Annotated in this window: 21 protein-coding genes and 1 riboswitch; of the genes, 11 read left to right on the top strand and 10 right to left on the bottom strand. The window is 69.0% G+C overall.

Going from position 1 to position 24,169, the window contains the following annotated elements:
• Positions 1–41: 41 nt before the first annotated feature.
• Together thiC and JHD63_RS01440 are read right to left on the bottom strand one after the other, a co-directional pair.
• Positions 42–1,931 carry a phosphomethylpyrimidine synthase ThiC gene (gene thiC / locus JHD63_RS01435; protein WP_198968878.1) on the bottom strand — a complete coding sequence of 630 codons (1,890 nt, stop codon included), beginning with the start codon at positions 1,929–1,931 and terminating at the stop codon, positions 42–44.
• Between the two features lie 82 nt (positions 1,932–2,013).
• Positions 2,014–2,114, bottom strand: a riboswitch (TPP riboswitch).
• A 46-nt stretch (positions 2,115–2,160) separates the two neighbouring features.
• Entirely contained in the window at positions 2,161–3,885 is a 1,725-nt protein-coding gene (locus JHD63_RS01440) for an amidase (RefSeq protein ID WP_198968879.1), read from the bottom strand.
• A 136-nt stretch (positions 3,886–4,021) separates the two neighbouring features.
• Here JHD63_RS01440 and JHD63_RS01445 point away from each other — a divergent pair, with 136 nt between their 5' ends.
• Entirely contained in the window at positions 4,022–4,378 is a 357-nt protein-coding gene (locus JHD63_RS01445) for an ankyrin repeat domain-containing protein (protein ID WP_198968880.1), read from the top strand.
• Positions 4,379–4,506: 128 nt separating this feature from the next.
• Here JHD63_RS01445 and JHD63_RS01450 read toward each other — a convergent pair whose 3' ends face one another.
• The 3 genes from JHD63_RS01450 to JHD63_RS01460 are packed head-to-tail and all read right to left on the bottom strand — an operon-like array spanning position 4,507 to position 6,351.
• A complete protein-coding gene (locus tag JHD63_RS01450; RefSeq protein ID WP_233167481.1) occupies positions 4,507–5,289 on the bottom strand; it encodes a hypothetical protein in 783 nt (260 codons plus the stop codon).
• Positions 5,258–5,920 carry an HAD family hydrolase gene (locus JHD63_RS01455; RefSeq protein WP_370590365.1) on the bottom strand — a complete coding sequence of 221 codons (663 nt, stop codon included), beginning with the start codon at positions 5,918–5,920 and terminating at the stop codon, positions 5,258–5,260. The genes JHD63_RS01450 and JHD63_RS01455 overlap by 32 nt, the downstream gene beginning before the upstream one ends.
• A 26-nt stretch (positions 5,921–5,946) precedes the next feature.
• Complete coding sequence (locus JHD63_RS01460; protein ID WP_198968882.1) at positions 5,947–6,351, bottom strand: YchJ family protein; 405 nt, start codon at positions 6,349–6,351, stop codon at positions 5,947–5,949.
• Between the two features lie 280 nt (positions 6,352–6,631).
• On the opposite strand from JHD63_RS01460, the gene JHD63_RS01465 reads away from it, so the two are divergent.
• The gene (locus JHD63_RS01465; protein ID WP_198968883.1) at positions 6,632–7,555 is read left to right on the top strand and encodes an amino acid ABC transporter substrate-binding protein; all 924 of its coding nucleotides are present in this window, start codon (positions 6,632–6,634) and stop codon (positions 7,553–7,555) included.
• Positions 7,556–7,604: 49 nt separating this feature from the next.
• Here JHD63_RS01465 and JHD63_RS01470 read toward each other — a convergent pair whose 3' ends face one another.
• Positions 7,605–8,939, bottom strand: a complete 1,335-nt coding sequence (locus JHD63_RS01470; RefSeq protein WP_198968884.1) for a sigma-54-dependent transcriptional regulator — start codon at positions 8,937–8,939, stop codon at positions 7,605–7,607.
• Complete coding sequence (locus tag JHD63_RS01475) at positions 8,932–10,785, bottom strand: sensor histidine kinase (protein WP_198968885.1); 1,854 nt, start codon at positions 10,783–10,785, stop codon at positions 8,932–8,934. The genes JHD63_RS01470 and JHD63_RS01475 overlap by 8 nt, the downstream gene beginning before the upstream one ends.
• Positions 10,786–11,029: 244 nt before the next feature.
• On the opposite strand from JHD63_RS01475, the gene JHD63_RS01480 reads away from it, so the two are divergent.
• The 8 genes from JHD63_RS01480 (at position 11,030) to JHD63_RS01515 (ending at position 19,496) form a co-directional block, all read left to right on the top strand.
• Positions 11,030–11,953 carry a branched-chain amino acid ABC transporter permease gene (locus JHD63_RS01480; protein ID WP_198968886.1) on the top strand — a complete coding sequence of 308 codons (924 nt, stop codon included), beginning with the start codon at positions 11,030–11,032 and terminating at the stop codon, positions 11,951–11,953.
• A gap of 10 nt (positions 11,954–11,963) precedes the next feature.
• Positions 11,964–13,124: an ABC transporter permease subunit gene (locus JHD63_RS01485; protein WP_198968887.1), complete on the top strand. Its 1,161-nt coding sequence runs from the start codon at positions 11,964–11,966 to the stop codon at positions 13,122–13,124.
• A complete protein-coding gene (locus JHD63_RS01490) occupies positions 13,121–13,906 on the top strand; it encodes an ABC transporter ATP-binding protein (RefSeq protein WP_198968888.1) in 786 nt (261 codons plus the stop codon). The genes JHD63_RS01485 and JHD63_RS01490 overlap by 4 nt, the downstream gene beginning before the upstream one ends.
• Before the next feature lie 8 nt (positions 13,907–13,914).
• Positions 13,915–14,628: an ABC transporter ATP-binding protein gene (locus tag JHD63_RS01495; protein WP_198968889.1), complete on the top strand. Its 714-nt coding sequence runs from the start codon at positions 13,915–13,917 to the stop codon at positions 14,626–14,628.
• A gap of 127 nt (positions 14,629–14,755) precedes the next feature.
• Positions 14,756–15,892, top strand: coding sequence for a branched-chain amino acid ABC transporter substrate-binding protein (locus JHD63_RS01500; RefSeq protein ID WP_198968890.1), 1,137 nt, complete (start codon positions 14,756–14,758; stop codon positions 15,890–15,892).
• 43 nt (positions 15,893–15,935) lie between these two features.
• Positions 15,936–16,931, top strand: coding sequence for a porin (locus tag JHD63_RS01505; protein ID WP_198968891.1), 996 nt, complete (start codon positions 15,936–15,938; stop codon positions 16,929–16,931).
• Positions 16,932–17,019: 88 nt separating this feature from the next.
• Entirely contained in the window at positions 17,020–18,594 is a 1,575-nt protein-coding gene (locus JHD63_RS01510) for a methyl-accepting chemotaxis protein (protein ID WP_198968892.1), read from the top strand.
• On the top strand, positions 18,591–19,496 hold the full coding sequence (locus tag JHD63_RS01515) for an amino acid ABC transporter substrate-binding protein (protein ID WP_198968893.1): 906 nt from the start codon (positions 18,591–18,593) through the stop codon (positions 19,494–19,496). The genes JHD63_RS01510 and JHD63_RS01515 overlap by 4 nt, the downstream gene beginning before the upstream one ends.
• 233 nt (positions 19,497–19,729) lie before the next feature.
• Here the strand turns inward: JHD63_RS01515 and JHD63_RS01520 are convergent, their stop codons facing one another.
• On the bottom strand, positions 19,730–20,695 hold the full coding sequence (locus JHD63_RS01520) for a tripartite tricarboxylate transporter substrate binding protein (RefSeq protein WP_198968894.1): 966 nt from the start codon (positions 20,693–20,695) through the stop codon (positions 19,730–19,732).
• Between the two features lie 33 nt (positions 20,696–20,728).
• The gene (locus JHD63_RS01525) at positions 20,729–22,096 is read right to left on the bottom strand and encodes a homoserine dehydrogenase (protein ID WP_198968895.1); all 1,368 of its coding nucleotides are present in this window, start codon (positions 22,094–22,096) and stop codon (positions 20,729–20,731) included.
• A 141-nt stretch (positions 22,097–22,237) separates the two neighbouring features.
• On the opposite strand from JHD63_RS01525, the gene JHD63_RS01530 reads away from it, so the two are divergent.
• On the top strand, positions 22,238–22,954 hold the full coding sequence (locus JHD63_RS01530; RefSeq protein WP_198968896.1) for a GntR family transcriptional regulator: 717 nt from the start codon (positions 22,238–22,240) through the stop codon (positions 22,952–22,954).
• Between the two features lie 80 nt (positions 22,955–23,034).
• Here JHD63_RS01530 and JHD63_RS01535 read toward each other — a convergent pair whose 3' ends face one another.
• Positions 23,035–24,165, bottom strand: a complete 1,131-nt coding sequence (locus tag JHD63_RS01535; protein WP_198968897.1) for an acyl-CoA dehydrogenase family protein — start codon at positions 24,163–24,165, stop codon at positions 23,035–23,037.
• Between the last annotated feature and the right edge of the window lie 4 nt (positions 24,166–24,169).

The following is a 24,169-nucleotide window of genomic DNA, read 5'->3' on the forward strand; positions in this document are numbered from 1 at the left end:
CAGCGACACGAAGTGCGCGAAGCCTGGGGGTGTTTCATCCCTCAGGCCTGGGGTTGGCTATGGATGGGAATGTAGAACTCGCCGCCGCCGGCCTTGAACTCGGCGGACTTCTCGGCCATGCCCTGCGCCAGCGCCTCCTGCTCGGCCACGCCCTTCTGCGCGGCGAAGTCGCGCACCTCCTGCGTGATCTTCATGGAGCAGAACTTGGGGCCGCACATGGAGCAGAAGTGGGCGGACTTGCTCACGTCCTTGGGCAGCGTCTCGTCGTGGAAGTCGCGCGCGGTGTCCGGGTCCAGGCCCAGGTTGAACTGGTCCTGCCAGCGGAACTCGAAGCGCGCCTTGCTCAGCGCGTCGTCGCGCGCCCGCGCGCCGGGCAAGCCCTTGGCCACATCGGCCGCATGCGCGGCGATCTTGTAGGCGATGATGCCCTGCTTGACGTCGTCGCGGTCGGGCAGGCCCAGGTGTTCCTTGGGCGTGACGTAGCACAGCATGGCCGTGCCCATCCAGCCGATCATGGCCGCGCCCACGGCGCTGGCGATGTGGTCGTAGCCCGGCGCGATGTCGATGGTCAGCGGGCCCAGCGTGTAGAACGGCGCCTCGTGGCAGTGCTTGAGCTGCTCGTCCATGTTGGACTGGATCAGGTGCATGGGCACGTGGCCCGGGCCTTCTATCATGGTCTGCACGTCGTGCTTCCAGGCCACTTGCGTGAGTTCGCCCAGCGTGCGCAGCTCGGCGAACTGGGCCTCGTCGTTGGCGTCCGCGCCCGAGCCGGGCCGCAGTCCGTCGCCGAGCGAGAAGCTCACGTCGTACTGCTTCATGATGTCGCAGATGTCCTCGAAGTGGGTGTAGAGGAAGCTCTCCTTGTGGTGCGTGATGCACCACTTGGCCATGATCGAGCCGCCGCGCGAGACGATGCCCGTCATGCGGTTGGCCGTCAGGTGGATGAAGGGCAGGCGCAGCCCGGCGTGGATGGTGAAGTAGTCCACGCCCTGCTCGGCCTGCTCGATCAGCGTGTCGCGGAAGATCTCCCAGGTCAGGTCCTCCGCCACGCCGCCGACCTTCTCCAGCGCCTGGTAGATCGGCACGGTGCCGATGGGCACGGGCGAGTTGCGCACGATCCAGTCGCGCGTGGTGTGGATGTTCTTGCCGGTGGACAGGTCCATCACGTTGTCGGCGCCCCAGCGGATCGCCCAGACCAGCTTCTCGACCTCCTCCTCGATGCTGGAGGTGACGGCCGAGTTGCCGATGTTGGCGTTGATCTTGACCTTGAAGTTGCGGCCGATGGCCATCGGCTCGACCTCGGGATGGTTGATGTTGGCCGGGATGATGGCGCGGCCGCGCGCCACCTCGTCGCGCACGAATTCGGGCGTGATGACGCGCGGGATCCGTGCGCCCATCGGGTTGCCCATGACCCGCCTGGCACGCTCCTCGTGGGCCAGGTACTCGGCCATCCATTCGCGCCGGCCGTTCTCGCGCAGCGCCACGTATTCCATCTCGGGCGTGACGATGCCGCGGCGCGCGTAGTGCATCTGGGTGACGTTGGCGCCGCTCCTGGCGCGGCGCGGCGTGCGCTGCAGCGCGGCGGCCTCGGCGCGCAACTGGGCGATGCGGGCCTGGTCGCGGTCCTCGTGCTTGCCGCCGTCGTCCAGGATGTGCATCAGGCGGCCGGGGTAGCTCTCGGTATCGCCGCGCTCGGCGATCCAGGCTCCGCGCACGTCGCCCAGGCCGCGGCGCACGTCGATCTGCGCGGCCGGGTCGGTGTAGGGCCCGGAGGTGTCGTAGAGCGACACCACCTCGCCGTTGGTCAGCGCCACGTCGCGCACCGGCACCTGCAGGTCGGGCCGGCTGCCGACGATGCGGCCCTTGGTGGAAGCCGGGAAGGGCTCGCGCGTCAGCGCGAGCAGATGGGCGAGCTTGTCGGGGGCATTCATGGGAGCACTCCTTCGGTCGTGGGGACGTGGTGCTCCGCAATCGTTCGGCCCGGCCCGCAGCGGACGGAATACGCCCGGGGGACTGGAGAACTACAGCTCTTCTTACGCCGGTACTAGCCGGTTCAAGTTCGCGGGTTCGGCCTGACGGCCATCTCAGCGCATTGCGCACCCCGGAGCAGGCGCGATTCTAGGCCTGCCCGCGAAAGTGCGTCAATGCACGGCGCGCAACTCAGGATTTCCGGGGCAGCTCCGGCGCCAGCGGGCTCGTCACGCGCGGCGCGGCGATGGACTGCCAGCCATAGCCCAGGCGCAGCAGGGTCGGCTCGGCAAAAGGCCGGCCGATCATCTCCATCGACACCGGCTCCACCGACGTGGACGCGGCGCTGGCCTTGGTGAAGCCGGCGGGAAAGGCCATCGCCGGAAAACCGGTGAAGGCGCTCAGGCGGTTGTTGCTGCCGCTGTTGACGCTGCTGCCGTTGAAGCCCTGCAGCACCGGGTACATCAGGACGTCGTAGGCAGCGCCGCGCTGCGCGCCGCTGGCGAAGTCGCGGTTGTCGAGCGCGGCCAGCACCCGCGGCAGCACGAACTCGTCGCGCGGCTTGAGGTTGTTCTGGTAGACCGGATTGGCCTCCTTGTTGGTGCCGTTGGCGACGTAGATGCGGAAGTTGGCCACACGCGTGGGCTCCAGCGTGGCGAGGGCATCGGCCACCGCCTCGGTGGTGCGCGGATGGCCATCGCCCGAGGAGCTCCACGAGCCCAGGTAGGCGGTCAGGTCGTCACGGAACTCGTAGGCCGAGAGGCTGGCGTAGCTGGTCAGCACCGTGGTGCGGTCCGGGATGTCCACGTCCTCCACGATGGCGCCGGCCGCGCGCATGGCATCCAGCGCGGCCTGCAACGTATCGAGGAAGGCACCGTTGGCCGCGGTGCGCGTGGGGAACATGCCGCGCACCACGCCGATGCGCGCGCCCTTCAGGCCGCCCGCCTGCAGGCTCGCGGCGTAGCTGGCGGGCCGCGAGGTGAGCTGCGCATAGGCCTGCGCGTTGGCGACCAGCGGCGCGTCCCATGCCTTGGCGGTGCGCTGCCCGCTGGTGCGGGCGGCGTCGTAGCCGACCATGGCGTCGAGCAGCAGGGCGCAGTCCTGCACCGCGCGGCACAGCGGACCTGCGGTGTCCTGCCCGTGCGCCAGCGGCACGATGCCGTCCTGGCTCACCAGACGCAGGGTCGGCCGCAGGCCGTACAGGCCTTCGACTGCGGAGGGCACGCGCACCGAACCGCCGGTATCGGTGCCCAGCCCGATCATCGCGAGGTTGGCCGCGATGGAGGTGCCGGTGCCGGACGAGGAGCCGCCCGCGCTGTTGTCGGGAATGTAGGCGTTGCGGGTCTTGCCGCCCACCGACGAGCTGCCGGTGAAGCCGAAGGCGAACTCGTCCATGTTGGCCTTGCCGATGATGATGGCGCCGGCCTCGCGCACCTTGCGGATCACGTAGGCGTCGTCCGGCGGCTGGTTGTTCGCCAGCGCCAGCGAGCCGGCGGTGGTCTTCATGTCGGCCGTGTCGAAGTTGTCCTTGGCCAGCACCGGCACGCAATGCATGGGGCCGGCCATGGTGCCGTGGCCGAAGAACATGCGGTCCAGTTCGTCCGCCCGGGCCAGCGCCGCGGCGTTGACGGCAATGACGCTGCGCAGCGCGGGGCTGGCGGGGTGGGCGGCCGAGGGCTCGGCATCGTAGGCGGCGATGCGGTCCAGATAGCCCTGGACCACGTCGCGGCAGGACACATCGCCTTGGCCCATGGCCGCGTGGAACTGCGCCACCGTGGCCTCGACCAGGGGAAAGGGCTGGCGATCAGCCTTGAGGAGCGGCCCGCTGTCGCCGCCACCGCAGGCCGCCAGCATGGCGGAGGCCAGCAGGCTCAGCAGAGTTCGGGGACGCAGAATGGATGGCGGAAAATGGTGCATGAAACAGGGGGTGCGCAGGATGGATATGCGAAAGCGTGCAGCAACTTCCGCGCCACCTGCGCGCGACCCGCCGCAGGCACGGAACCTGCGTGCCCGGCGAGCAGTTCCCTGTCTTCCTGCACTACCCTCTGAGCCCATGAAGTTCTCTCTCGCACTCGCCCCCGCCCTGTTGCTCAGCGTCACGCTCGCCCTGCCCGCCATGGCGCAGTCTGCGGGCCGGGCAGACCCCGCCATCGTCGCGGCCGCCCAGCAGGGCCAGGCGGCCACCGTGGAGCGCCTGCTGTCCGAGGGCGTGGACCCGAATGCGGTGTACGCCCAAGGCTATACCGCGCTGATGTGGGCCGCCGAGAAGGGCCGCTATGCGACGGTGCAGAGCCTGCTCAAGCACGGGGCGCGCAAGGACCTGCGCAACGATGCAGGGCTGTCCGCACTGGACCTGGCCACGCGCCAGCAGCAGAACGACATCATTGCGCTGCTGCGCGACGCATCCTGATGGAACCTGCGCCGTCCGCTACAGGCGCGGCGGCCGCAGTCTTGCTATTAAATATATAGCTACAAGCCCAGGTATCACCTGGGATTGAGGCACTTTTTCTTCAAAAATCGTGAAAAAAGCGCCAGCGCTCAGAACCGCGTCCCGGCCGACACCCGCCACTGGTTCTGCGACGTAAAGTTCACCTGCGGGTCGTAGGCCAGGCGCACGAAGAGCCCGGGCCAGCCGTAGGTCAGGCTGGCGCCGGTGCGTTGGATAGGGCGGGTGTCGACGGTGCCACGCTTGTCCAGCACATCCAGGAATACGGCATGGCCGCCCTCGACCGGCAGCCGCAGCACGAAGTGCACATGCTGCTGGTCAGGGTGCTGCCGGTTGTCGCGCACCACCTGCATGCCGGCATAGCGGGCGTCGCTCCAGCGGTAGCCGGCCGACAGCATCCAGGCGTCGTTCGGGTCGAAGTTGAGGTTGACGTAATCGCGCAGATTGGTGCGGCCCAGGCCGGCGCCCGCGTACCAGTTGTCGCCGGTCTCCAGGTTCAGGCTGCCGCCCGCGAAGCCGCCCGAGGCCCACTGCAGCGAGGGCTGGAGCCGCACCGGGCCCAGCGTGAAGGTGCGGTCCCAGCCTCCGCGGACCTGCGACGCCGCCACCGCAGGCGCGCGGAACCAGCCGATCCACAGGTCGCCCACGCTGCCGGTGTGGCGCAGGTTCACGTCCAGCCCGGTGCTGGCCGGCTGGCCGCCGCTGGCCGAGCGGTAGAAGCCGGTGGTGAACTTGAAGGGCTCGGTGGGCAGCTCGCCCGCAGGCGGCGGCACGGCCGCGGTGTCGGCCGCGCGTTCGGCCAACGCCACGGCCGGCCCGGCGGCCAGGGCCGCCGCCAGCAGGCTAGAGCAGCGCCGGCAACTCGGCCATGTCATGGAACAGCGCCTTCACACCGAGCGCGCGCATCTGCTGCGCGCTGCTGTGGCCGGGGCCGCCGGGGCAGTAGCCGAACACGGTGGCGCCGGCGGCCAGGCCGGCGGTGGCGCCGGTGACCGTGTCTTCCACCACCGCGCAGCGCTCAGGGTCCGCGCCCAGCGCGGCGGCGGCCGCCAGATAGACGTCGGGCGCGGGCTTGCTGCGCGGCATCTCGTGGCCGCTGAAGATGCGGCCATCGAAGCAGTCGAGGATGCCGACCTTCTCCAGTTGCAGCACGACCTTGCGCCGGTCCGCGCCCGAGGCGCAGGCGATGCGCCCGCCATGGGCGGCATGGATCGCACGCACCGCTTGCGGCGCGCCCGGGATCGGGCCCAGCTCGCGCTCCAGCGCCAGGTTGCGCTGCCGCCAGAACTCCTGCAGCCACTCGGTGGTGAGCGGCTGGCCGGTATGCTGCTCGATCAGGGCGGCCTCGTCCTTCACCGCCTTGCCGAGGAAGATGCGCGAGCATTCCTCCAGCGTCATGTCCCAACCGCGACGGGCCAGCAGGTCGCGCAGCACGCGGTTGGTGATCGGCTCGGAATCGACGAGCACGCCGTCGCAGTCGAACAGTACGGCATCGAACAGAGGCATGGATGGCATCCTTAGGGAAATCGGGCTCAGCGCAGGTCGCCGTCCACGTAGAACCAGCGCCCGCCCTCCCGCACGAAGCGGCTCGACTCGTGCAGCCGGTGGGCGCGCCCGCCGGCATCGCGCCGGCGGGCGACGAACTCGACCTCGGCGTGCGTGTCGTCGAGCGTGCGGTGCGCGCGGACCTCCAGGCCCAGCCATCGCACGCCGGACTCGAAGTCCAGCGCCGCCGGCCGGGTGCCAGAATGCCAGGTCGCCAGCAGGTAGCCGGCGCGCTCCAGCACGAAGGCGGTGTAGCGCGAGCGCATCAGCGCTTCGGCGTCGGGCGCGGGGCAGGCATCGAAGGCGTCGAGGAAGCGGCCACAGCAGGCCGCGAGCGCCTGCGGGGCGCCGCGCGCACCGCGGCGCCCGCAAGGGCAATCCGGGGCCTTCAAGGCAGCGCTCCGCGCCGTGCGTGCGGGGGCGGGGTCTTCGGGGCAAGGGCGTACATGGAGGCCCGGTTTCTACCACGCGGCAGGAATGCAAGAGGGAGAGCCTCAGTACATCCCCGGTAGGACCCGGCCCAAATGGATTGCACACTTCTTGCATACGCCGCTCCGACAGGTGTGAGCACAGACAATCAGGGATTACATGCCGACAGAACCATCGATCGAACCCGCAGGCGCTGCGCACCCGCCGTGCCCAGCGCGCTAGCGGACCGACCCGCCCTTCGCGATGCCCGCCCTGCTCCCCCGTATTGCGCTACGGATCGCCGCCACGTGCCTGGCGCTCGCGGCCCTGTCCGTGGCCGCGGCCCCGGCCGACTCCCCGACCCTGCGCAAGATCGAGGAGACCGGCGTCATCACCTTCGGCTACCGCACCGAGTCGCCGCCGTTCGCCTACCTCGATGCCAAGCGCCGGCCGATCGGCTATTCGGTCGACATCTGCGAGCGCATCGTGGAGGCCACGCGCAAGGCGCTCGGCATGCCCGAGCTGGAGGTGCGGCGCGTGGTGGTCAGCTCGGCCACGCGCATGCCGATGCTGGCCGACGGCTCCATCGACCTCGAGTGCGGCGTCACCACCAATACCGAGGAGCGCGCGAAGTTCGTCGGCTTCTCGGTCACCACCTTCGTCACGGCCAGCCGGCTGCTGTCGCGCAGATCGTCGGGCATACGCTCCATCGATGACCTGCGCGAGCAGCCGGTGGTCTCCACCCTGTCCACCACCAGCATCCAGTACCTCACGGCGATCAACCAGGCGCGCCGTCTGGACATGAAGATCCTGGCCGGCCTGGACGACTACAAGTCGCTCGAAATGGTGCGCGCCAGCCGCGCGCTGGCCTTCGCCATGGACGACGTGCTGCTGCGCAGCGTGCTGTCGACCGCGCCGGATGCGGACGACTACGTCATATCGGACGTCGCCCTCACGACCGAGCCCTATGCGATCGGGCTGCCCCACGGCGACCCGGTCTTCAAGCGGCTGGTGGACGACACGATCATCGGCCTGTTCCGCAGCGGCGAGATTTACCAGATCTACCAGCGCTGGTTCCAGTCGCCGATCCCGCCGCGCGGCGCCAACCTGCGGATGCCGATGAGCGAACAGTTGCAGCGCGCGATCCGGCAGCCGACCGATATGAGCGACGCCCAGGCGTACCGTTGACCACGCCCAGGCTGCGCGCAGGGCTGCGGCGCGGCCTGCATGCCCCTGATCAGCGGAACCGCTCAGGGTCGATTCCGTGGCGGTGCAGCTTGTCGTAGAGCGTCTTCTTGGCCACGCCCAGCGTCTCCATCACGCGCTGGATGCGGCCCTGCTGCTGGCGCAGCGCCTGTTCGATGAGCGCCTTCTCCACCAGGTCCATCTGGCTTGCGAGCGACATCGAGGCCTGCGGCAGCGCCGTGGCCTCGACCCCGCCCAACTCCAGCACGAAGCGGTCGGCGGCGTTGCGGATCTCGCGCACGTTGCCCGGCCAGTCGTGCGCCAGCAGCTCGCGCAGTTGCCCGGGGCGCATCTCCGGGGCCTCCACGCCGTAGCGTTTGCCGGCCTGTGCCATGAAGTGCTCGAACAGCAGCGGGATGTCCTCGCGCCGCTCGCGCAGCGGCGGCAGCTCCAGCACGCCGACGTTGAGCCGGTAGTACAGGTCGCTGCGGAACTTCTGCTGCTCGCCGAGCAGGCGCAGGTCGCTCTTGGTCGCGGCGATCACGCGCAGGTTGACCGGGATCTCTTCGTTCGACCCGAGCCGCGCGACGCGGCGCTCCTGCAGCACGCGCAGCAGCTTGATCTGCAGGGGCATGGGCATGGACTCGATCTCGTCGAGCAGCAGCGTGCCGCCGTTGGCGTGCTCGATCTTGCCGATGCGCCGCTTGCCGGCCGAGGTGAAGGCGCCGGACTCGTGCCCGAACAGCTCGCTCTCGAACAGGGTCTCGGGCAGGCCGCCGCAGTTGATGGCGACGAAGTGGCGGTCGCGCCGGTCGCTGTGGTCGTGCAGGCAGCGCGCCACCAGCTCCTTGCCGGTGCCGGTCTCGCCCAGGATCATGACGTCGGCCGAGGTCGCCGCCAGCCGCAGGATCTTGCGGCGCACCTCCTGCATGACCGCGGACTGCCCGAGCAGGATGGCCTCGATGCCGCTGCGCTGCTGCAACTGGCCGCGCAGGTTGTCGAGCGCCACGCGCATCAGCCGCTTCTCCAGCGCGCGCATCACCGTCTCGACGAAGCGGTCCGGCGCGAAGGGCTTCTCGATGAAGTCGTAGGCGCCCGCGCGCATGGCGTTGACGGCCATGGACACGTCGCCGTGCGCCGTCACCACCACGACCGGGATGCCGCCGTCGCAGGCCACCACCTTGTCCAGCAGGGCCAGGCCGTCCATGCCGGGAAGCCGCACGTCCGTGACGACGATGGCCTGCACGCCCGGCGCCACGTGCGGCAGCGCCTCTTCGGCCGAGCCGAATGCCTGCACCTCCAGGCCTTCGAGCTCCAGCGTCTGGACCAGGCTGGCCCGCACCGGGGGGTCATCCTCGACGAAGATGACCTTGAATCCTTCATACATGGGAGGGGGCCTCTACAAACTCCAGATCGAACTCGAAACGCATACCCTGGTCCGTGCGCTGGGCGCGCAGCGCGCCTCCCAGTTCCTGCAGGATCTTAGAGGAAATGACCAGGCCCAGGCCCAGGCCCTGCCCGGCCGGCTTGGTGGTGAAGAAGGGCTCGAACAGGCGCCGCATGCGCTCCTCGTCCATGCCCTCGCCGGTGTCCTCCACGCTGACCCGCACGCGCGCCTCATGACGCTCGGCGCGGATGACGAGGCGGCGCAGCGGCTGGTGCGCCATGGCGTCCAGCGCATTGGTCGCCAGGTTGAGCAGCACCTGCTCCAGGCGCGTGGCGTCCGCGCGCACCAGGGTGGCCAGCGCGATGTCCTGCAGCACCTCGATCTCCTCGGCGCGTATGCGGTGGTCCAGCATCAGCAGCACGTTGCGCACGGACAGGCCCAGATCGGCCGGCCCGGCGGCAACGCTGGCGCGGCGCGCGAAGGTCTTGAGCTGCGTGACGATACGGCCCATGCGCTCGGACATCTCGTCGATGGTCCGCAGGTTCTGCGCCACGGCCGGGTGCTGCTGGTCGCTGAGCATGCGGATGGTGTTGCGCGACAGCGCCCGCAGCACCGTGAGCGGCTGGTTGATCTCGTGCGAGATGCTGGCCGACATGAGCCCGAGCGCGGCCATCTTGCCGGCCTGGATCAGCTCGTCCTCGGCCTGCTGCCGCTGCGCGACCTGGCGCCGCAGCTCGTCGTTGGCGCGGCGCAGCCGCTGCGTGCGCGCGCTCACGCGCCGCTCCAGCTGGTCATGCGCCTGCTGCAGTTCGCTCTTGGCCTGGAACAGCGCCCGCACCGTGTTGCGGCGCTGCAGCACGTAGAGCGCCAGCATGCCGATGAGGGCACCGCCGGCGGCGCCGCCCCATGCCGCGCGCTGCGCGCCGCGCCAGACCTCCGATGGGTCCGACAGCACGATCAGCCGCAGCAGCAGCGTGCTCACCGCCCGCTCCTGCGCCAGTTGCTGCGGGTAGCGCGTGCCGTGCTGTTCGCCAACGCGCACCAGCACCGTCCCCGGCTCGGGCGACTCGTCCAGCGCCAGACTGAGGGGCTTGAGCGCATGCGGCGGGTAGCGCGACGATAGCTGCGGCGTTATCTGCTGGCCGCCGCGATAGACACGGTACTTCCAGCCCGCCACCGAGGACATGACGATGACGCCGTTCTCGTCCACGACCAGCAGCTTCTCGCTCTGCGTGCGCAGGCCCAGATCGACCCAGGTCGCCTCCAGCGGCGCCAGGCTGATCCTCACCACGATGCGCCCGAGCGTGCTGCCGGCACGCCGCACCGGATGCACGAAGTAGTGCTCGGTCGCGCCGGTGACCGGATTGGCGCCGAAGAAGTCGAGCGGCTCGTCGCCCGACAGCACCGCCGCGTCCGTGAGCGGCATCGGCGGCTCGCTGCCCGGCTGCAGTTGCGGATCACTGGCCGCCAGCACCTCGCCCGCAGGACCCAGGATCAACAGCTGGCTGGAGCCTGCCCGCGCGTTGATGCGCGCCAGCGCGCGGCTGGCACGCTGGCGCAGCAGCGGGCTGCCGGGTGCGTCGAGCAGGGCCGTGCTTTCCGCCCCGATGGCCACCAGGCTGGGCAGATAGGAATAGCGGGCTAGCTCCGACTCCAGCGCCGCCGCGTACAGCTCCAGCCGCTCGTCGGCGCGGAAGGCCAGTTGCCCCAGGCCGTTGCGCACCCCCCATTGGTAGCCGGCGGTCATGCCGAGGAAGGCCAGGGCCATGGCCACGAACGCGAGGAAGGCCGGCGAGATCCGGTCGAGGATGCGCTCGGGGCTGAAGCGGGAAAAGGCCAGGCTCATGAAGCCTTCTAGTGTGCCAACAAGCGCCCCCGATGTCGTGGGCGGATATCCACACCCACAGATCACCCGAAGTGCGGATTGCCGCACGCCCCCGCCGGCGCCCTGCGCGCCTGCGTATCCGTCTTCCCCTCTGTAGCGGCCACTTGCATGTGCGCCGCGCGCGGGGCCGCGCTGCGTGGCACGGCTATTGCGAAATGAATGCCCATCTCAATGCGCCACGGGCGGCGAAACCCGCCCTTCTTAGATGGAAACCCTTATTCAGCAACTCATCAACGGTCTGGTGCTGGGCAGCATGTATGCCCTGGTCGCACTGGGCTACACGATGGTCTACGGTATCGTGGGCCTGATCAACTTCGCGCACGGGGAGATCCTGATGGTCGGGGCCCTGGTGAGCTGGACGGTCATCACCATGCTGGCCGACGCGGGACTGTCGCCCTGGATGCTGATGCTGCTGTCCATGCTGGCGTCCATCGTCATCTGCATGGTGCTGAACCTGACCGTGGAGAAGGTCGCCTACCGGCCGCTGCGCAAGGCGCCCAAGCTGGCCACGCTGATCACGGCCATGGGCATGTCGCTGCTGCTGCAGACGCTGGCCATGATCATCTGGAAGCCCAGCCCCAAGCCCTACCCGCAACTGCTGCCGACCACGCCGATCGACCTGGGCGGCCCGGTCATCAGCGTCACGCAGGTGGTGATCCTGGTGGCCACCTGGTCACTGCTGGCGGCGCTGCTGTGGCTGGTGCACGGCACGCGCATGGGGCGCGCCATGCGCGCCACGGCGGAGAACCCGCGCAACGCGGCGCTGATGGGGGTGCAGCCGGACCGGGTGATCTCCATCACCTTCATGCTCGGCGCCGCACTGGCCGCGGTGGCCGGCGTGATGTGGGCCGCCAACTACGGCACGGTGCAGCACACGATGGGCTTCCTGCCCGGGCTCAAGGCCTTCACCGCCGCCGTGCTGGGCGGCATCGGCAACCTGGCCGGCGCCATGGTCGGCGGCCTGCTGCTGGGGGTGATCGAATCGGTCGGCGCCGGCTACCTGGGCGACCTGACCGGCGGGCTGCTGGGCAGCAATTACGTCGACATCTTTGCCTTCGTCACACTGATCGCCGTGCTCACGCTGCGCCCCTCGGGCCTGCTGGGTGAGCGCGTGGCCGACCGCGCCTGAAAGAACCGCCATGGAAAAACTGTTCCAACACAAGGCCTTCGTCTGGGCCCTGATCGCGGGCCTGATCGTGCTGCCCCTGCTCACGCAACCCCTGGGCGCCGGCTGGGTGCGCATCATGGCGCTGGCGCTGCTGTACGTGCTGCTGGCGCTGGGCCTGAACATCGTGGTTGGCTACGCCGGTCTGCTCGATCTGGGCTTCGTCGCCTTCTACGCCGTGGGCGCCTATCTCTACGCGCTGCTGAACTCCCCGCACCTGAGCGAGCACTTCGAGACCATCGCCGCGCTCTTCCCGAACGGGCTGCACACGCCGGTGTGGCTCCTGGTTCCGCTGGCGGCGCTGGTGGCGGCGCTGGCCGGCGTGCTGCTGGGAACGCCGGTGCTCAAGCTGCGCGGCGACTACCTGGCCATCGTGACACTGGGCTTCGGCGAAATCATCCGGGTGTTCATGAACAACCTGGAATACCCGGTGAACATCACCAACGGTCCGCGCGGCATCGACCGCATCGATGCGGCCGAGATCGCCGGCGTGAGCCTGGGCAAGCCGCTCGACCTGCTGGGGATGCAGGTGCACCAGGTCACGCTGCACTACTGGGCCTTCCTGGCGCTGGTGCTGCTGGGCATCGTGGTCTGCTACCGCCTGCAGGACTCGCGCATCGGCCGTGCATGGATGGCGATCCGCGAGGACGAGATCGCCGCCAAGGCGATGGGGGTCAACACCCGCAACATGAAGCTGCTGGCCTTCGCCATGGGAGCGTCCTTCGGCGGTGTGGCCGGCGCCATGTTCGCGTCCTTCCAGGGCTTCGTGTCGCCCGAGTCCTTCAGCCTGACCGAGTCGGTGATGATCGTGGCGATGGTGGTGCTGGGCGGCCTGGGCCATCTGCCGGGCGTGGTGCTCGGCGCGCTGCTGCTCGCCGGCCTGCCGGAGGTGCTGCGCTACGTCGCCGGGCCGCTGCAGGCCATGACCGACGGGCGGCTCGACGCCGCCATCCTGCGCCAGTTGATGATTGCGCTGGCCATGATCTGCATCATGCTGGTACGCCCGCGCGGTCTGTGGCCGACGCCCGAGCACGGCAAGGCGGCGCCGCGCCCGCAGAACCTGCCCAAGGGCAGCTTCTCCCGGCCCCATGCGCCGACGGCCGAGGTGCCGAGCCTCGGGGAGGCCGCCCGATGAGTGCCGTGACCACTCCCGTGCTCCAGGTGTCCGGCGTCAGCAAGCGCTTCGGCGGGCTGCAGGCGCTCAGCGACGTGGGCATTGCCATCCAGCCCGGCCAGGTCTACGGGCTGATCGGCCCGAACGGCGCGGGCAAGACTACCTTCTTCAACGTGCTCACCGGCCTCTACGTGCCGGACGCGGGCCGCTTCGACCTTTGCGGCAAGGCCTACAAGCCCTCCGCGGTGCACGAGGTGGCACGTGCCGGCATCGCCCGCACCTTCCAGAACATACGCCTGTTCGGCGACATGACGGCGCTGGAGAACGTGATGGTCGGGCGCCACGTGCGCACCTCTTCGGGCCTGGTCGGCGCGCTGCTGCGCGGGCGCGCTTTCCGTGCCGAGGAAGAAGCGATCACCCAGCGCGCGCACGACCTGCTCGAGTACGTGGGCATAGCGCACTACGCGCAGCACCGCGCCCGCACGCTGAGCTACGGCGACCAGCGCCGGCTGGAGATCGCACGCGCGCTCGCCACCGATCCCAAGCTGATCGCGCTGGACGAGCCCGCCGCCGGCATGAACGCCACCGAGAAGGTGGTGCTGCGCGGCCTGATCGAGCGCATCCGCGCCGACGGCCGCACCATCCTGCTGATCGAGCATGACGTGAAGCTGGTCATGGGCCTGTGCGACCGCGTGACCGTGCTCGACTACGGCCGGCAGATTGCCGAAGGCACGCCGGCCGAGGTGCAGAGAAACGACAAGGTGATCGAGGCCTATCTCGGCGCCGGCCACCAGGTGCATTGAGGACAGACATGGCCGACATCCTGCTCAAGGTCGAAGACCTGCAAGTCGCCTACGGCGGCATCCGCGCCGTCAAGGGCATTTCCTTCGAGGTGCGCGAGGGCGAACTGGTCAGCCTGATTGGCGCCAACGGCGCCGGCAAGACCACCACGCTCAAGGCCCTGACCGGCCTGCAGCCGATGAGCGCGGGCTCCATAGCGCTGTTCGGCCGGACCATCAACGGCTGCGGCACCTGGGACCTGGTGCGCCAGGGGCTGGTGATGGTGCCCGAGGGCCGCGGCACCTTCACGCGCATGACCATCCACGAGAACCTGCAGATGGGCGCTTTCACGCGCCGCGACGCGGCGATAGCGGCGGACATCGAGCGCGTCTTCGCGCTGTTCCCGCGCCTCAAGGAGCGCCGCGACCAGCTCGCCGGGACCATGAGCGGCGGCGAGCAGCAGATGCTGGCCATGGGCCGCGCACTGATGTCGCGGCCCAAGGTGCTGTTGCTCGACGAGCCCTCCATGGGACTGGCGCCGCTGATGGTGGACAAGATCTTCGAGGTCATAGCGGACATCCACCGCCAGGGCACCACGGTGCTGCTGGTGGAACAGAACGCCAGCCGCGCGCTGGCGCTGGCCGACCGCGGCTACGTCATGGAGTCGGGCGAGATCAGCAGCAGCGGGGACGCACAGGACCTGCTGGCCGATCCGCGGGTCCGGGCTGCCTATCTAGGGGAGTAGCTGTCACGCGGGAATTTCTGCAGAGGGAGGGCGAGCGGCGTTTACCCGCACGTTCGCACGCCAAGCGGCCCCCATTGAAGGCCGCGGGCGAATCGCCCTATTTTTCTCTTAGAGGAGTACTTTTTTCATGAAACTCAGACTGAACGTCATCATGGCGGCCGCCCTGTGCGTGGCCGGCACCGCAGGAGCCCAGGAGCTGGTCGTCAAGATCGGCCACGTCGGGCCGACCAGCGGCGCCATTGCCCATCTGGGCAAGGACAACGAGATGGGCGCGCGCATGGCCATTGACGAACTGAACGCCAAGGGCGTGAGCATCGGCGGCAAGAAGGCCCGATTCGAGCTGCTGGCCGAGGACGACGCGGGCGACCCCAAGCAGGGCACCGCCGCCGCTCAGAAGCTGGTGGACGCCAAGGTCAACGGGGTGGTCGGCCACCTGAACTCGGGCACCACGATTCCGGCCTCCAAGATCTACAGCGACGCCGGCATCCCGCAGATCTCGCCCTCTGCCACCAACCCCAAGTACACGCGCCAGGGCTACAAGACCGCGTTCCGGGTGGTGGCCGACGACACGCATCTGGGCGGCACGCTCGGCCGCTACGCGGTGCAGCAACTCAAGGCCAAGTCGATCGCCGTCATCGACGACCGCACCGCCTACGGCCAGGGCGTGGCCGAGGAGTTCACCAAGAGCGCCAAGGCCGGCGGAGCCAACATCGTGGATCGCCAGTTCACCAGCGACAAGGCGACCGACTTCGCCGCCATCCTGACCGCCATCAAGGCCAAGAAGCCCGACGTGGTGTTCTTCGGCGGCATGGACGCCGTCGGCGGCCCGATGCTGCGCCAGATGAAGCAGCTCGGCATCACGGCCAAGTTCATGGGCGGCGATGGCATCTGCACCGCCGAACTGCCCAAGCTGGCATCGGGCACGGCGGCCGACGACCAGGTGGTATGCGCCGAGGCCGGCGGGGTCGAAGGCGAGGAGAAGGCCGCCATGGACAAGTTCAGGGTCGACTTCAAGAAGAAGTTCAACATCGACGTAGTGCTCTACGCCCCCTACGTCTACGACGCCGTGTTGGTGATGGCCGACGCGATGGTGCAGGCCGGCTCCGCCGATCCGGGTAAATACCTGCCAGCACTGGCCAAGATCAACTACAAAGGCGTGACCGGCAACATCGCCTTCGACGAGAAGGGAGATATCAAGAACGGTGCCCTCACGCTCTACACATTCCGCAGCGGCAAGCGCGAGCAGATTGCCGTCGTGCGCTGATCAGCATCAGCAACTGATTCCCTCGACCTCAAGGACTATGCAAATGAAGAAAACCTACTCCCACAGTCTGCTGGCCCTGGCTTGCCTCGGCGCCGCAACGAGCGCCATGGCGCAGAGCAGCGTGACCCTCTATGGCCGGGTCAACACCACCATCGAGAACCAGCGCGCCAACGGCAGTTCGCGCTCGGTCCTGCAGAACAACGCCTCTCGCTTCGGCTTCCAGGGCACGGAAGACCTGGGCGGCGGCCTCAAGGCCGGTTTCGGCCTGGAAAGCGGGTTCAACGCCGACACCGGAACCCAGACCGCACCGGAATTCTTCGCGCGCCGCAGCGAGGTGTTCCTGTCCAGCGGCGCCGGCACGCTGCGTCTGGGCCGCTTCTTCAGCGAGGCCTACTTCGCCACGGCCGACTTCGTCAGCATGCACAACCACGACACCGGCACCTCGGCCGATGCGCTGTATGCCTATGTCGGTCGCAACCAGAACAAGATCGCCTACCGCGCGCCGCAGTTCGTGCCCGACCTGAGCATCGAGGGCTCGGTCTCCCTGCCGGAAGGCGTGCCCGGCCTCAAGCGCAACTACGACCTGGCCGTGAACTACGCCACCGGCGGCCTGATGCTCGGCGCCGGCTATGAGCAGGCCGACACCGACGCCGTCGGCACCACGCGCGGCATCAGCAGGAGCCAGGGCGCGCTGCGCGCCCTCTACACCGCCGGCCCGTTCACCTTCGGCGGCTACGTGCAGCGCGACAAGAATGCTTTCGCCAACAGCACCTATCTCGAAACCGGCAACCGCACCAACGTGCGGCTGGTCGGCAAGTACGTGCTGGACGCGAGCGAGTTCCACATCAACTTCGGCGCCGCCGGCAAGTCCAGCCAGGTGTCCGACAGCTCGGCGCGCCAGCTCACGCTGGCCTACAACTACAACCTGAGCAAGCGCACCAAGGTCTATGCCTTCCTGACCAAGATCAATGACAGCTCTGCCCGCCTGTATGGCGGCGACTTCCGCTCGGTCGCCTTGGGCATGCGGCACAACTTCTGATCTCGGCATGGCCACGGGTCGGTGGCCGGCGGCGGTCTGCGCCGCCGTTTCCGCCGCCCCGGCTTCTACATACACCAAGAAGATACGCATGCTTTCGGTACGCCGCATCTCCCTGCGGTCGCGCTTCTATCTGGTGATGGGTCTGGTCGGCCTGTCGCTGCTCGTATTGGCGGCCTGGAGCACCTGGACCACGCGCCACTCGATCACCACCATCACAGCCCTGTTCGACCGCCAGGAGCACAGCACCGAGCAGATTGCCGTGCTGCGCGAATCCATGGCCAGCCTGCGGCGCTACCAGGCCGAGATGATCGCGGTCGCGGTCTCCAACCCGTCCGACGTGGAGCGCGTGCACGCGCTCTGGCGGCAGGAGATCACGCGCCTGCGCGAGGGCGGCCAGGCGATGGCCCGCGACGCCGATCCGCAGGACCCGGAGTCCGCCGCCTTGATGGCACGGCAGTCCGAACTGCTGACGACGGTGGAGTCGGTGATCAACCCCATTGCCACCCAGCTTGGCGACGCCAAGATGGAAGCCAGCGCGGCCTCGGCCTATGCCCAGGCCACCGACCAGGACCTGGACACGCTGCAGGCCGGCCTGACCGGTGTGCTGAAGGCGCAACAGGCGCGCGCCCTGCGCGCACGCGAGGAGATCCGCGGCAGTGCCGGGTTCGAGGCCGGCGCGCGGCTGCTGCTGGTCGGGCTGACCCTGGCGCTGTTCCTGCCCCTGATGCTACTGACCCTGCGCTCCGTGAGCGGCCCGCTGGACCAGGCCGTGGCCGTGGCCGACCGCATCGCCGGTGGCGACCTGGAGGGCGCCATCGACACCAGCGGCCGCGACGAGACGGCGCGCCTGATGCAGGCGCTGGCCCGCATGCAGGCCGCGCTGCGCGACCTGGTCGGCCAGATGCGCGAGACCTCGCTGAGCATAGAACTGGCCAGCACCGAAGTCGCGGCCGGCAACGCCGACCTGTCGCAGCGCACCGAGCAGACGGCGGCCAACCTGCAGCGCACCGCGCAGTCGGTGGCCGGATTGACCGAGAGCGTGCAACGCTCCGTCGCCGCCGCCGGCACCGCCAGCCAGCAGGCCTCGGACGCGGCCGCGGTGGCGGCCCAGGGCGGCGCCGCCGTCGCCGAGGTGGTGGCCACCATGGGCGAGATCAGCGCCTCCTCGCGGCGCATTGCCGACATCATCGGCGTCATCGACGGTATCAGCTTCCAGACCAACATCCTGGCCCTCAACGCCGCGGTCGAGGCCGCGCGTGCCGGCGAGCAGGGCCGTGGCTTCGCCGTGGTCGCGGGCGAGGTGCGCAGCCTGGCGCAGCACGCGGCCAACGCGGCCAAGGAGATCAAGGCCTTGATCGGCGCCTCCGCGCAGCGCATCGCCTCGGGCTCGCAACTGGTGCAGGACACCGGCGCCCAGATGCAGACCATCGTCTCCAGCTTCCACCGCGTGAAGGACATCATCGACGAGATCAGCGCGTTTTCGAACCTGCAGCATGCCGGCATTGCCGAGCTCAACACCGCCATGGTCGAACTCGAGGGCATGACGCAGCAGAACTCCGCCCTGGTCGAGCAGGGAGCGGCCTCGGCCGAGTCGCTGCAGTCCCAGGCGCGCATGCTGGCGGCGGTGGTCACACGCTTTCGCATCACGGAGGCGACGGGATGAGGCGCGCGCTGCAGGCCCTGCTGCTGGCCGGCCTGGGAGCGGGCATGCTGGCGGGCGCCCACGTCCGTGCCGAGAGCACGCTGGAGAAGATCCGCGCCAGCCGCGAGATCGTCATCGGCTACCGCGCCGATGCCACCCCCTTCTCCTACGACGTGCCGGGCCAGACGCAGCCGGTCGGCTATGCCATCGACCTGTGCAAGAGCATCGCCGAGGCGGTGCGCAACGAACTCAGGCTGCCGGCGCTGGCCGTGCGCTACCTGGCGGTGGACAACACGGCGCGCTTTCCCGCCGTCACCCAGGGCCGGGTCGACCTGGAGTGCGCCAACACCACCAACACGCGCGAACGGCGCGAGCAGATCGGCGTGGCCTTCACCGTTCCCCACTACATCGCCGGCACGCGCATGCTCGTGCACACCGACGCCGGCCTGCAGCGCCTGGAGGACATGCGCGGCAAGCGCATCGCCACCACCCGGGGCACGACCTCGGTCGGCATCATCCGCACCAAGAACGCGGAGATGGGTCTGGACCTGAAGATCAACGAGTGCAAGGACGACAAGGAGTGCTTCGACCTGCTGCTGGCGCGGCAGGTCGATGCCTACCTGATGGACGACATCCTGCTCTACAGCTTCCGCGCCTCGGCGCCCGAACCGCAGTCGCTGCAGGTGGTCGGCAAGTTCCTGTCCATCGAGCCGCTGGCCATCATGCTGCGCAAGGACGACCCGGCCTTCAAGAAACTGGTCGATGCCGAGATGCTGCGCCTGATCTACGAACGCCGCCTGCAGCAGTCGTACCGCCAGTGGTTCGAATCCCCGATCCCGCCGCAAGGCCGCAACCTGCGCGTCCCGATGAGCTACCTGCTCAAGGACTTCCTCAAATTCCCCTCTGACAAGGTGGGGGACTGACAACCGCCCCACACCCCATCCCGCTTTTTTCTTCAGGGTTGGCAAAGCGTAAAGCTCTGCCTTGCGGCCGTGGCACCATGCCACGGCCGTTTTTTTCGGGCCGCGTGGATGTCATCCTGGAAACCACGAGGAAAGTCGACATCCCCGCGGCCTTCACGATATTCGTGTCTCCGGCCGGCCGCCCAAGCCCCGCGCACCCCATGCGCCGGGGGGAGCCCGGCACGGTCATCCGCTCATTCCGGCCGGATGTTCCCATCGCGCACCACCTTGCCCATGCGCTGCGTCTGCTGCTTGATGAAGTCCACCATTTCGGTACGGCCACCCGGGTAGATTTCCCCGCCGGCGCTTTTGATCTTCTGCTGCACGTCGGGGGCCTCGAGTGCCTGCCGCAGCGCATCTGCCAGCCTGTCGGCGATGGCGGGGGCTACGCCGGAGGGCACGAACATGCCGTTCCACTCGTACGCCTCGGCCTGGGCGATGCCGGCTTCCGCCATGGTGGGCACGTCGGGCAACGAGGGCGAACGCCTGGCCGCCATCACCGCCAGCGGACGCAGCTTGCCGGCCTGGATGCTCGACAGGCCCGAGCCGATGTTGGCCACGTACACCGGCACGTGGCCGCCCATCACGTCGGCCATGGCCGGACTGCCCCCCTTGTAGGGCACGTGCACCATCCTGATCCTGGCCTGCTGCAGGAACTGCTCGGTGGCCAGATGCTGGGTGGAGCCGGTGCCGGGCGACGCATACGACACCGAGCCCGGCTGCGCCTTGGACATGCTGACCAGTTCGGCCACCGACCTGGCGCTGTAGTCGGGCGAGGTGACCAGCACCAGCGGAAACACGCCCAGGATGCCGATGGGCGCAAAGGCCTTGGCGGTGTCGTAGGGCAGCTTGGGGAACAGCACCGGGTTGATGGCGTAGCCGCCGCCGTCGACCATGACGGTATAGCCGTCGGGCCTGCTGCGCGCCACATACGCGGCGCCGATCTGGCCCGCGCCGCCGGGCTTGTTCTCGACGACGACCGACTGGCCGAGCGTGGCCGCCATCTTCGGTGCGACGAGCCGGGCCAGCATGTCGGCCGCGCCGCCTGCGGGGTAGGTCACCACCAGGGTGATGGGCTTGCTGGGCCAGCCGTCTTCGGCCGGCGCGGCCAGCGGCAGGGACGCCAGCGCGAGCAGCGCGAGCGTGCGGATCTTGTGCATGGAGAGTCTCTTTTCTGGAAATCGCTGTGGGGGTTATTGCAAACCGTCCAGCCAGGCAGCGCGCAAGGCCGGGTCGTCGCCCGTGATGTCGCCGAGTACGAGCAACTCACCCGCCCGCACGTCGCGTGCGGTACGGGCGTGGGCTGCCAGGTAGAGCGGTGCCACGTCGGCCGGAGCGCTCTCGCGCGGGAGCAGCACGGCCTGCACGCCGGTCACGTCGTGGTGGTGCCCGCCCATCGTCAGCACCGTGCCTGCAGGAATGTCGACGGTGGCGCGCCCTCCCAGGACGGCGCACTGCGTGGGCCGGGCGCTGCCCGAGGCACGGCCGTGCAGCACGGCATTGAGCAGGCTAATCGGCGTCTCGATGCCCATGAAGTGGTAGGGCAGGAACATGCACGCATATCGGCCGTCGCGGCTCACCACGTGGCCCTTCTGGCGCAGCAGTTCCCAGGTGACCGTGTCGAAGGTCTTCACCACCACGAACACGCCGCCGGCAAAGCTGGCCTCGTCCGGCGTTCGCAGCATGTTGAACACCTCGATGGCACCGTTACGACCCAGCAGTCCGCCGTCTTCCTTCAGGGCGTAGACATCGGCCAGTTCAGCCGTGCGGGCGATGGGGTAGTGCAGCAGTTCCACGTCGGGCACCAGGCCGGTGTTGGTCGCCACCACCGCCATCTCGCAGTAGTCGGCCGTGGCAGAGGTCTTGCGGCCTCCGAGCGCGGCACGGCGCCTGGCCAGCGTGGCGGGCACATCGGCACCCAGCGTCAGCAGCTCGCCCATGCCGGGGGCCGCGAAGGTCTGGTCGAACTGGGTGATGGTGCCGGTGGCAGGGTCGAAGACCAGGTCGTATTCACTGGACTTGCCCGCGGCCACGATCTCGAGGTTGAGCGTGCGCGCCCAGCTGACCCAGCCGATCAGGTTGGCCGGCTGGTCGCCGTCCGCGGTGGTGTAGACCACGCCCCGGGCTGCGGCGCGGCGCGACAGCGCGATGCCGGTCACTGCATCGACCTCCTTGCTCACCATGGCCACATGGCGGCCCGCGTCGATCGCATTGCATGCAATGCGAAAGCCGGTGGACGGATGGCCGGTCGCCTCCACCAGGATGTCGTAGCGCTGGTGGTCGACCACACCGACGTCGGCCACCAGCACGATGGCATCGGCGGGCGCTGCGGCGACCGCCGCGGCGTCCGCGCAGTCGACCAGGCGCGCCGGATCGAAACCCAGCTCAAGGCACAGGGCCCGCAGGCCCGGCAGGTCCAGGTCGCACAGCACGGCCGGCACCAGCCGGGGCATGCGCCGCGTCTGCGCCAGCAGCGTGCGGGCAAAGCCCCCCTTGGCGCCGGTCAAGGCATAGCGCACGGGTGTGTCGGCCTGCGCGGCGAATAACAATTCAAAATTCATGCTGGTAGTCGGATGGAAGCGCGTGGGGAGCTGCAGTTGCGGGCTATGCAAAAGCAGTTTGCGCACATGATTGCATGCAAAATTACCAAATAAACCCGGGTATTCCCTTGAATACACAAAAACATCGACAGATTGCATTCAATGCAGACTAGCTCCACCCCGCCGCCCTATACGGAAGAACGCGGGCAACGCAGCCTCCTGGCGGCCCGGCGCCTGCGGGAACTGATCGTCTCGGGCGGCTTGGCGCCCGGCCAGCGCATCACCGAGCGCCTGGTCGCCGAGCAACTGGAAGGCGTTTCACGCACGCCCCTGCGCGAGGCCTTCAAGATCCTGGAGGCCGAAGGCCTGGTCACCATCGAGCCCAACCGCGGCGCGGTGGTCACCACCATGTCCGTGGAGGAAGTGGCGGCCGCCATCGAGGTGCTGATCGGGCTCGAAGCCCTGGCCGCGGAGCCGGCCTGTCAGCACATCCAGGAGGCCCAGGTCGCCGCCATCGAGGAGTTGCACCAGGCGATGGAGCAGGCGCACGCCGCCGGCGATCTGATGGAGTATTTCCGCTGCAACCAGGCGATCCACCAGGCCATCGTGGACGCCGCGGGCAACCCGGTGCTGTCGCGCATCTACGCGGCCGAGTCAGCCCGCATACGGCGCTACCGCTACGCCGGCAACCGGCAGACCGAGCGCTGGCAGCGCGCGGTGCACGAGCACGCCGCCATCCTAGACGCAGTGCGCCAGCGCGCCGGCCCCCTGCTGCGGGAAATCCTGCGCCAGCACCACAAGAGCGGCTGGAGCGTTGCCCGCACCTTCCTGCAGGCAGACTGGGAGACTCCCAGCGCGCCGAAGAAGCGCCGCCGGTAGGAGGCGCGCCGGCCGGGCCTTGCACGAGCGGCCGCCCGGAGCCGCGTGGCGCGGTGACGCGTATCAGCCGCCGCCGGCCCTCATGCCAGGGCGCGCTGGATCAGCAGCCGCTGGATGTCCGAGGTGCCCTCGTAGATCTGGCACACGCGCACGTCGCGGTAGATGCGCTCGACCGGGAAGTCGTTCACGTAGCCGTAGCCGCCCAGCGTCTGGATGGCCGCGCTGCAGACGCGCTCGGCCATCTCGCTGGCGAACAGCTTGGCCATGGCGGCCTCCTTCAGGCAGGGCCGGCCGGCGTCGCGCAGGGCCGCCGCATGCCAGACCAGCTGGCGCGCGGCCTCGATCTGCGTGGCGCAGTCGGCCAGCCGGAAGCCCACGGCCTGCTGCTCGAAGATGGCGCCGCCGAAGGCCTGGCGCTCCTTGGCGTATTGCAGCGCCACCTCGAAGGCGCTGCGCGCCATGCCGATGCTCTGCGCGGCAATGCCGATGCGTCCGCCTTCGAGCGCGCCCAGCGCGATCTTGTAGCCTTCGCCTTCGGCGCCGATGCGGTTCTCCACAGGGATGCGGCAGCCGTCGAGCTGCACCAGCGCGGTGTCGCTGCTGTGCTGGCCCAGCTTGTCCTCCAGCCGCGCCACGGCATAGCCCGGCGCATCGGTGGGCACCAGGAAGGCGCTCATGCCGCGCTTGCCGGCGGCCTTGTCGGTCACGGCGATGACGATGGCGACCTGGCCGTTCTTGCCGCTGGTGATGAACTGCTTGCTGCCGTCGAGCACGTAATGCTCGCCCTCGCGCCGCGCCGTGGTGCGCAGCGACGAGGCGTCGCTGCCGGCCTGCGGCTCGGTCAGGCAGAAGGCGCCCAGCATGCGGCCCTGGGCCAGGGGCTCGAGCCACTGGCGCTGCTGCTGCGGGCTGCCATAGCGCAGCAGGATGGCATTGACCGGGCAGTTGGTGACGCTGATGGCGGTGCTGGTGCCGCCGTCGCCGGCAGCGATTTCCTCCAGCACCAGCGCCAGGCTCAGATAGTCCAGGCCGGCGCCGCCCTGCTCCTGCGGCACGCAGATGCCATAGGCGCCGAGCGCGGCCAGGCCCTGGTGCGCCTCGCGCGGGAAGTGGTGCTCGCGGTCCCAGCGCGCGGCGTGGGGCCAGAGTTCTTTCTGGGCGAAGTCGCGCACCGCGTCGCGGATGGCTTCCTGGTCGGGGGTCAGCAGCATTCGG

Origin of the sequence: Xylophilus sp. ASV27, assembly GCF_016428875.1 — a bacterium.
In the GTDB taxonomy this organism is placed as follows: Bacteria; Pseudomonadota; Gammaproteobacteria; order Burkholderiales; family Burkholderiaceae_C; genus Xylophilus.

Bases quoted from the DNA above. Each gene is read 5' to 3' on its own strand.
- thiC (WP_198968878.1), bottom strand. From the start codon at position 1,931: ATGAATGCCCCCGACAAGCTCGCCCATCTGCTCGCGCTGACGCGCGAG.
- JHD63_RS01440 (WP_198968879.1), bottom strand. From the start codon at position 3,885: ATGCACCATTTTCCGCCATCCATTCTGCGTCCCCGAACTCTGCTGAGC.
- JHD63_RS01445 (WP_198968880.1), top strand. From the start codon at position 4,022: ATGAAGTTCTCTCTCGCACTCGCCCCCGCCCTGTTGCTCAGCGTCACG.
- JHD63_RS01450 (WP_233167481.1), bottom strand. From the start codon at position 5,289: ATGACATGGCCGAGTTGCCGGCGCTGCTCTAGCCTGCTGGCGGCGGCC.
- JHD63_RS01455 (WP_370590365.1), bottom strand. From the start codon at position 5,920: ATGCCTCTGTTCGATGCCGTACTGTTCGACTGCGACGGCGTGCTCGTC.
- JHD63_RS01465 (WP_198968883.1), top strand. From the start codon at position 6,632: ATGCCCGCCCTGCTCCCCCGTATTGCGCTACGGATCGCCGCCACGTGC.
- JHD63_RS01470 (WP_198968884.1), bottom strand. From the start codon at position 8,939: ATGTATGAAGGATTCAAGGTCATCTTCGTCGAGGATGACCCCCCGGTG.
- JHD63_RS01475 (WP_198968885.1), bottom strand. From the start codon at position 10,785: ATGAGCCTGGCCTTTTCCCGCTTCAGCCCCGAGCGCATCCTCGACCGG.
- JHD63_RS01480 (WP_198968886.1), top strand. From the start codon at position 11,030: ATGGAAACCCTTATTCAGCAACTCATCAACGGTCTGGTGCTGGGCAGC.
- JHD63_RS01485 (WP_198968887.1), top strand. From the start codon at position 11,964: ATGGAAAAACTGTTCCAACACAAGGCCTTCGTCTGGGCCCTGATCGCG.
- JHD63_RS01490 (WP_198968888.1), top strand. From the start codon at position 13,121: ATGAGTGCCGTGACCACTCCCGTGCTCCAGGTGTCCGGCGTCAGCAAG.
- JHD63_RS01495 (WP_198968889.1), top strand. From the start codon at position 13,915: ATGGCCGACATCCTGCTCAAGGTCGAAGACCTGCAAGTCGCCTACGGC.
- JHD63_RS01500 (WP_198968890.1), top strand. From the start codon at position 14,756: ATGAAACTCAGACTGAACGTCATCATGGCGGCCGCCCTGTGCGTGGCC.
- JHD63_RS01505 (WP_198968891.1), top strand. From the start codon at position 15,936: ATGAAGAAAACCTACTCCCACAGTCTGCTGGCCCTGGCTTGCCTCGGC.
- JHD63_RS01510 (WP_198968892.1), top strand. From the start codon at position 17,020: ATGCTTTCGGTACGCCGCATCTCCCTGCGGTCGCGCTTCTATCTGGTG.
- JHD63_RS01515 (WP_198968893.1), top strand. From the start codon at position 18,591: ATGAGGCGCGCGCTGCAGGCCCTGCTGCTGGCCGGCCTGGGAGCGGGC.
- JHD63_RS01520 (WP_198968894.1), bottom strand. From the start codon at position 20,695: ATGCACAAGATCCGCACGCTCGCGCTGCTCGCGCTGGCGTCCCTGCCG.
- JHD63_RS01525 (WP_198968895.1), bottom strand. From the start codon at position 22,096: ATGAATTTTGAATTGTTATTCGCCGCGCAGGCCGACACACCCGTGCGC.
- JHD63_RS01530 (WP_198968896.1), top strand. From the start codon at position 22,238: ATGCAGACTAGCTCCACCCCGCCGCCCTATACGGAAGAACGCGGGCAA.
- JHD63_RS01535 (WP_198968897.1), bottom strand. From the start codon at position 24,165: ATGCTGCTGACCCCCGACCAGGAAGCCATCCGCGACGCGGTGCGCGAC.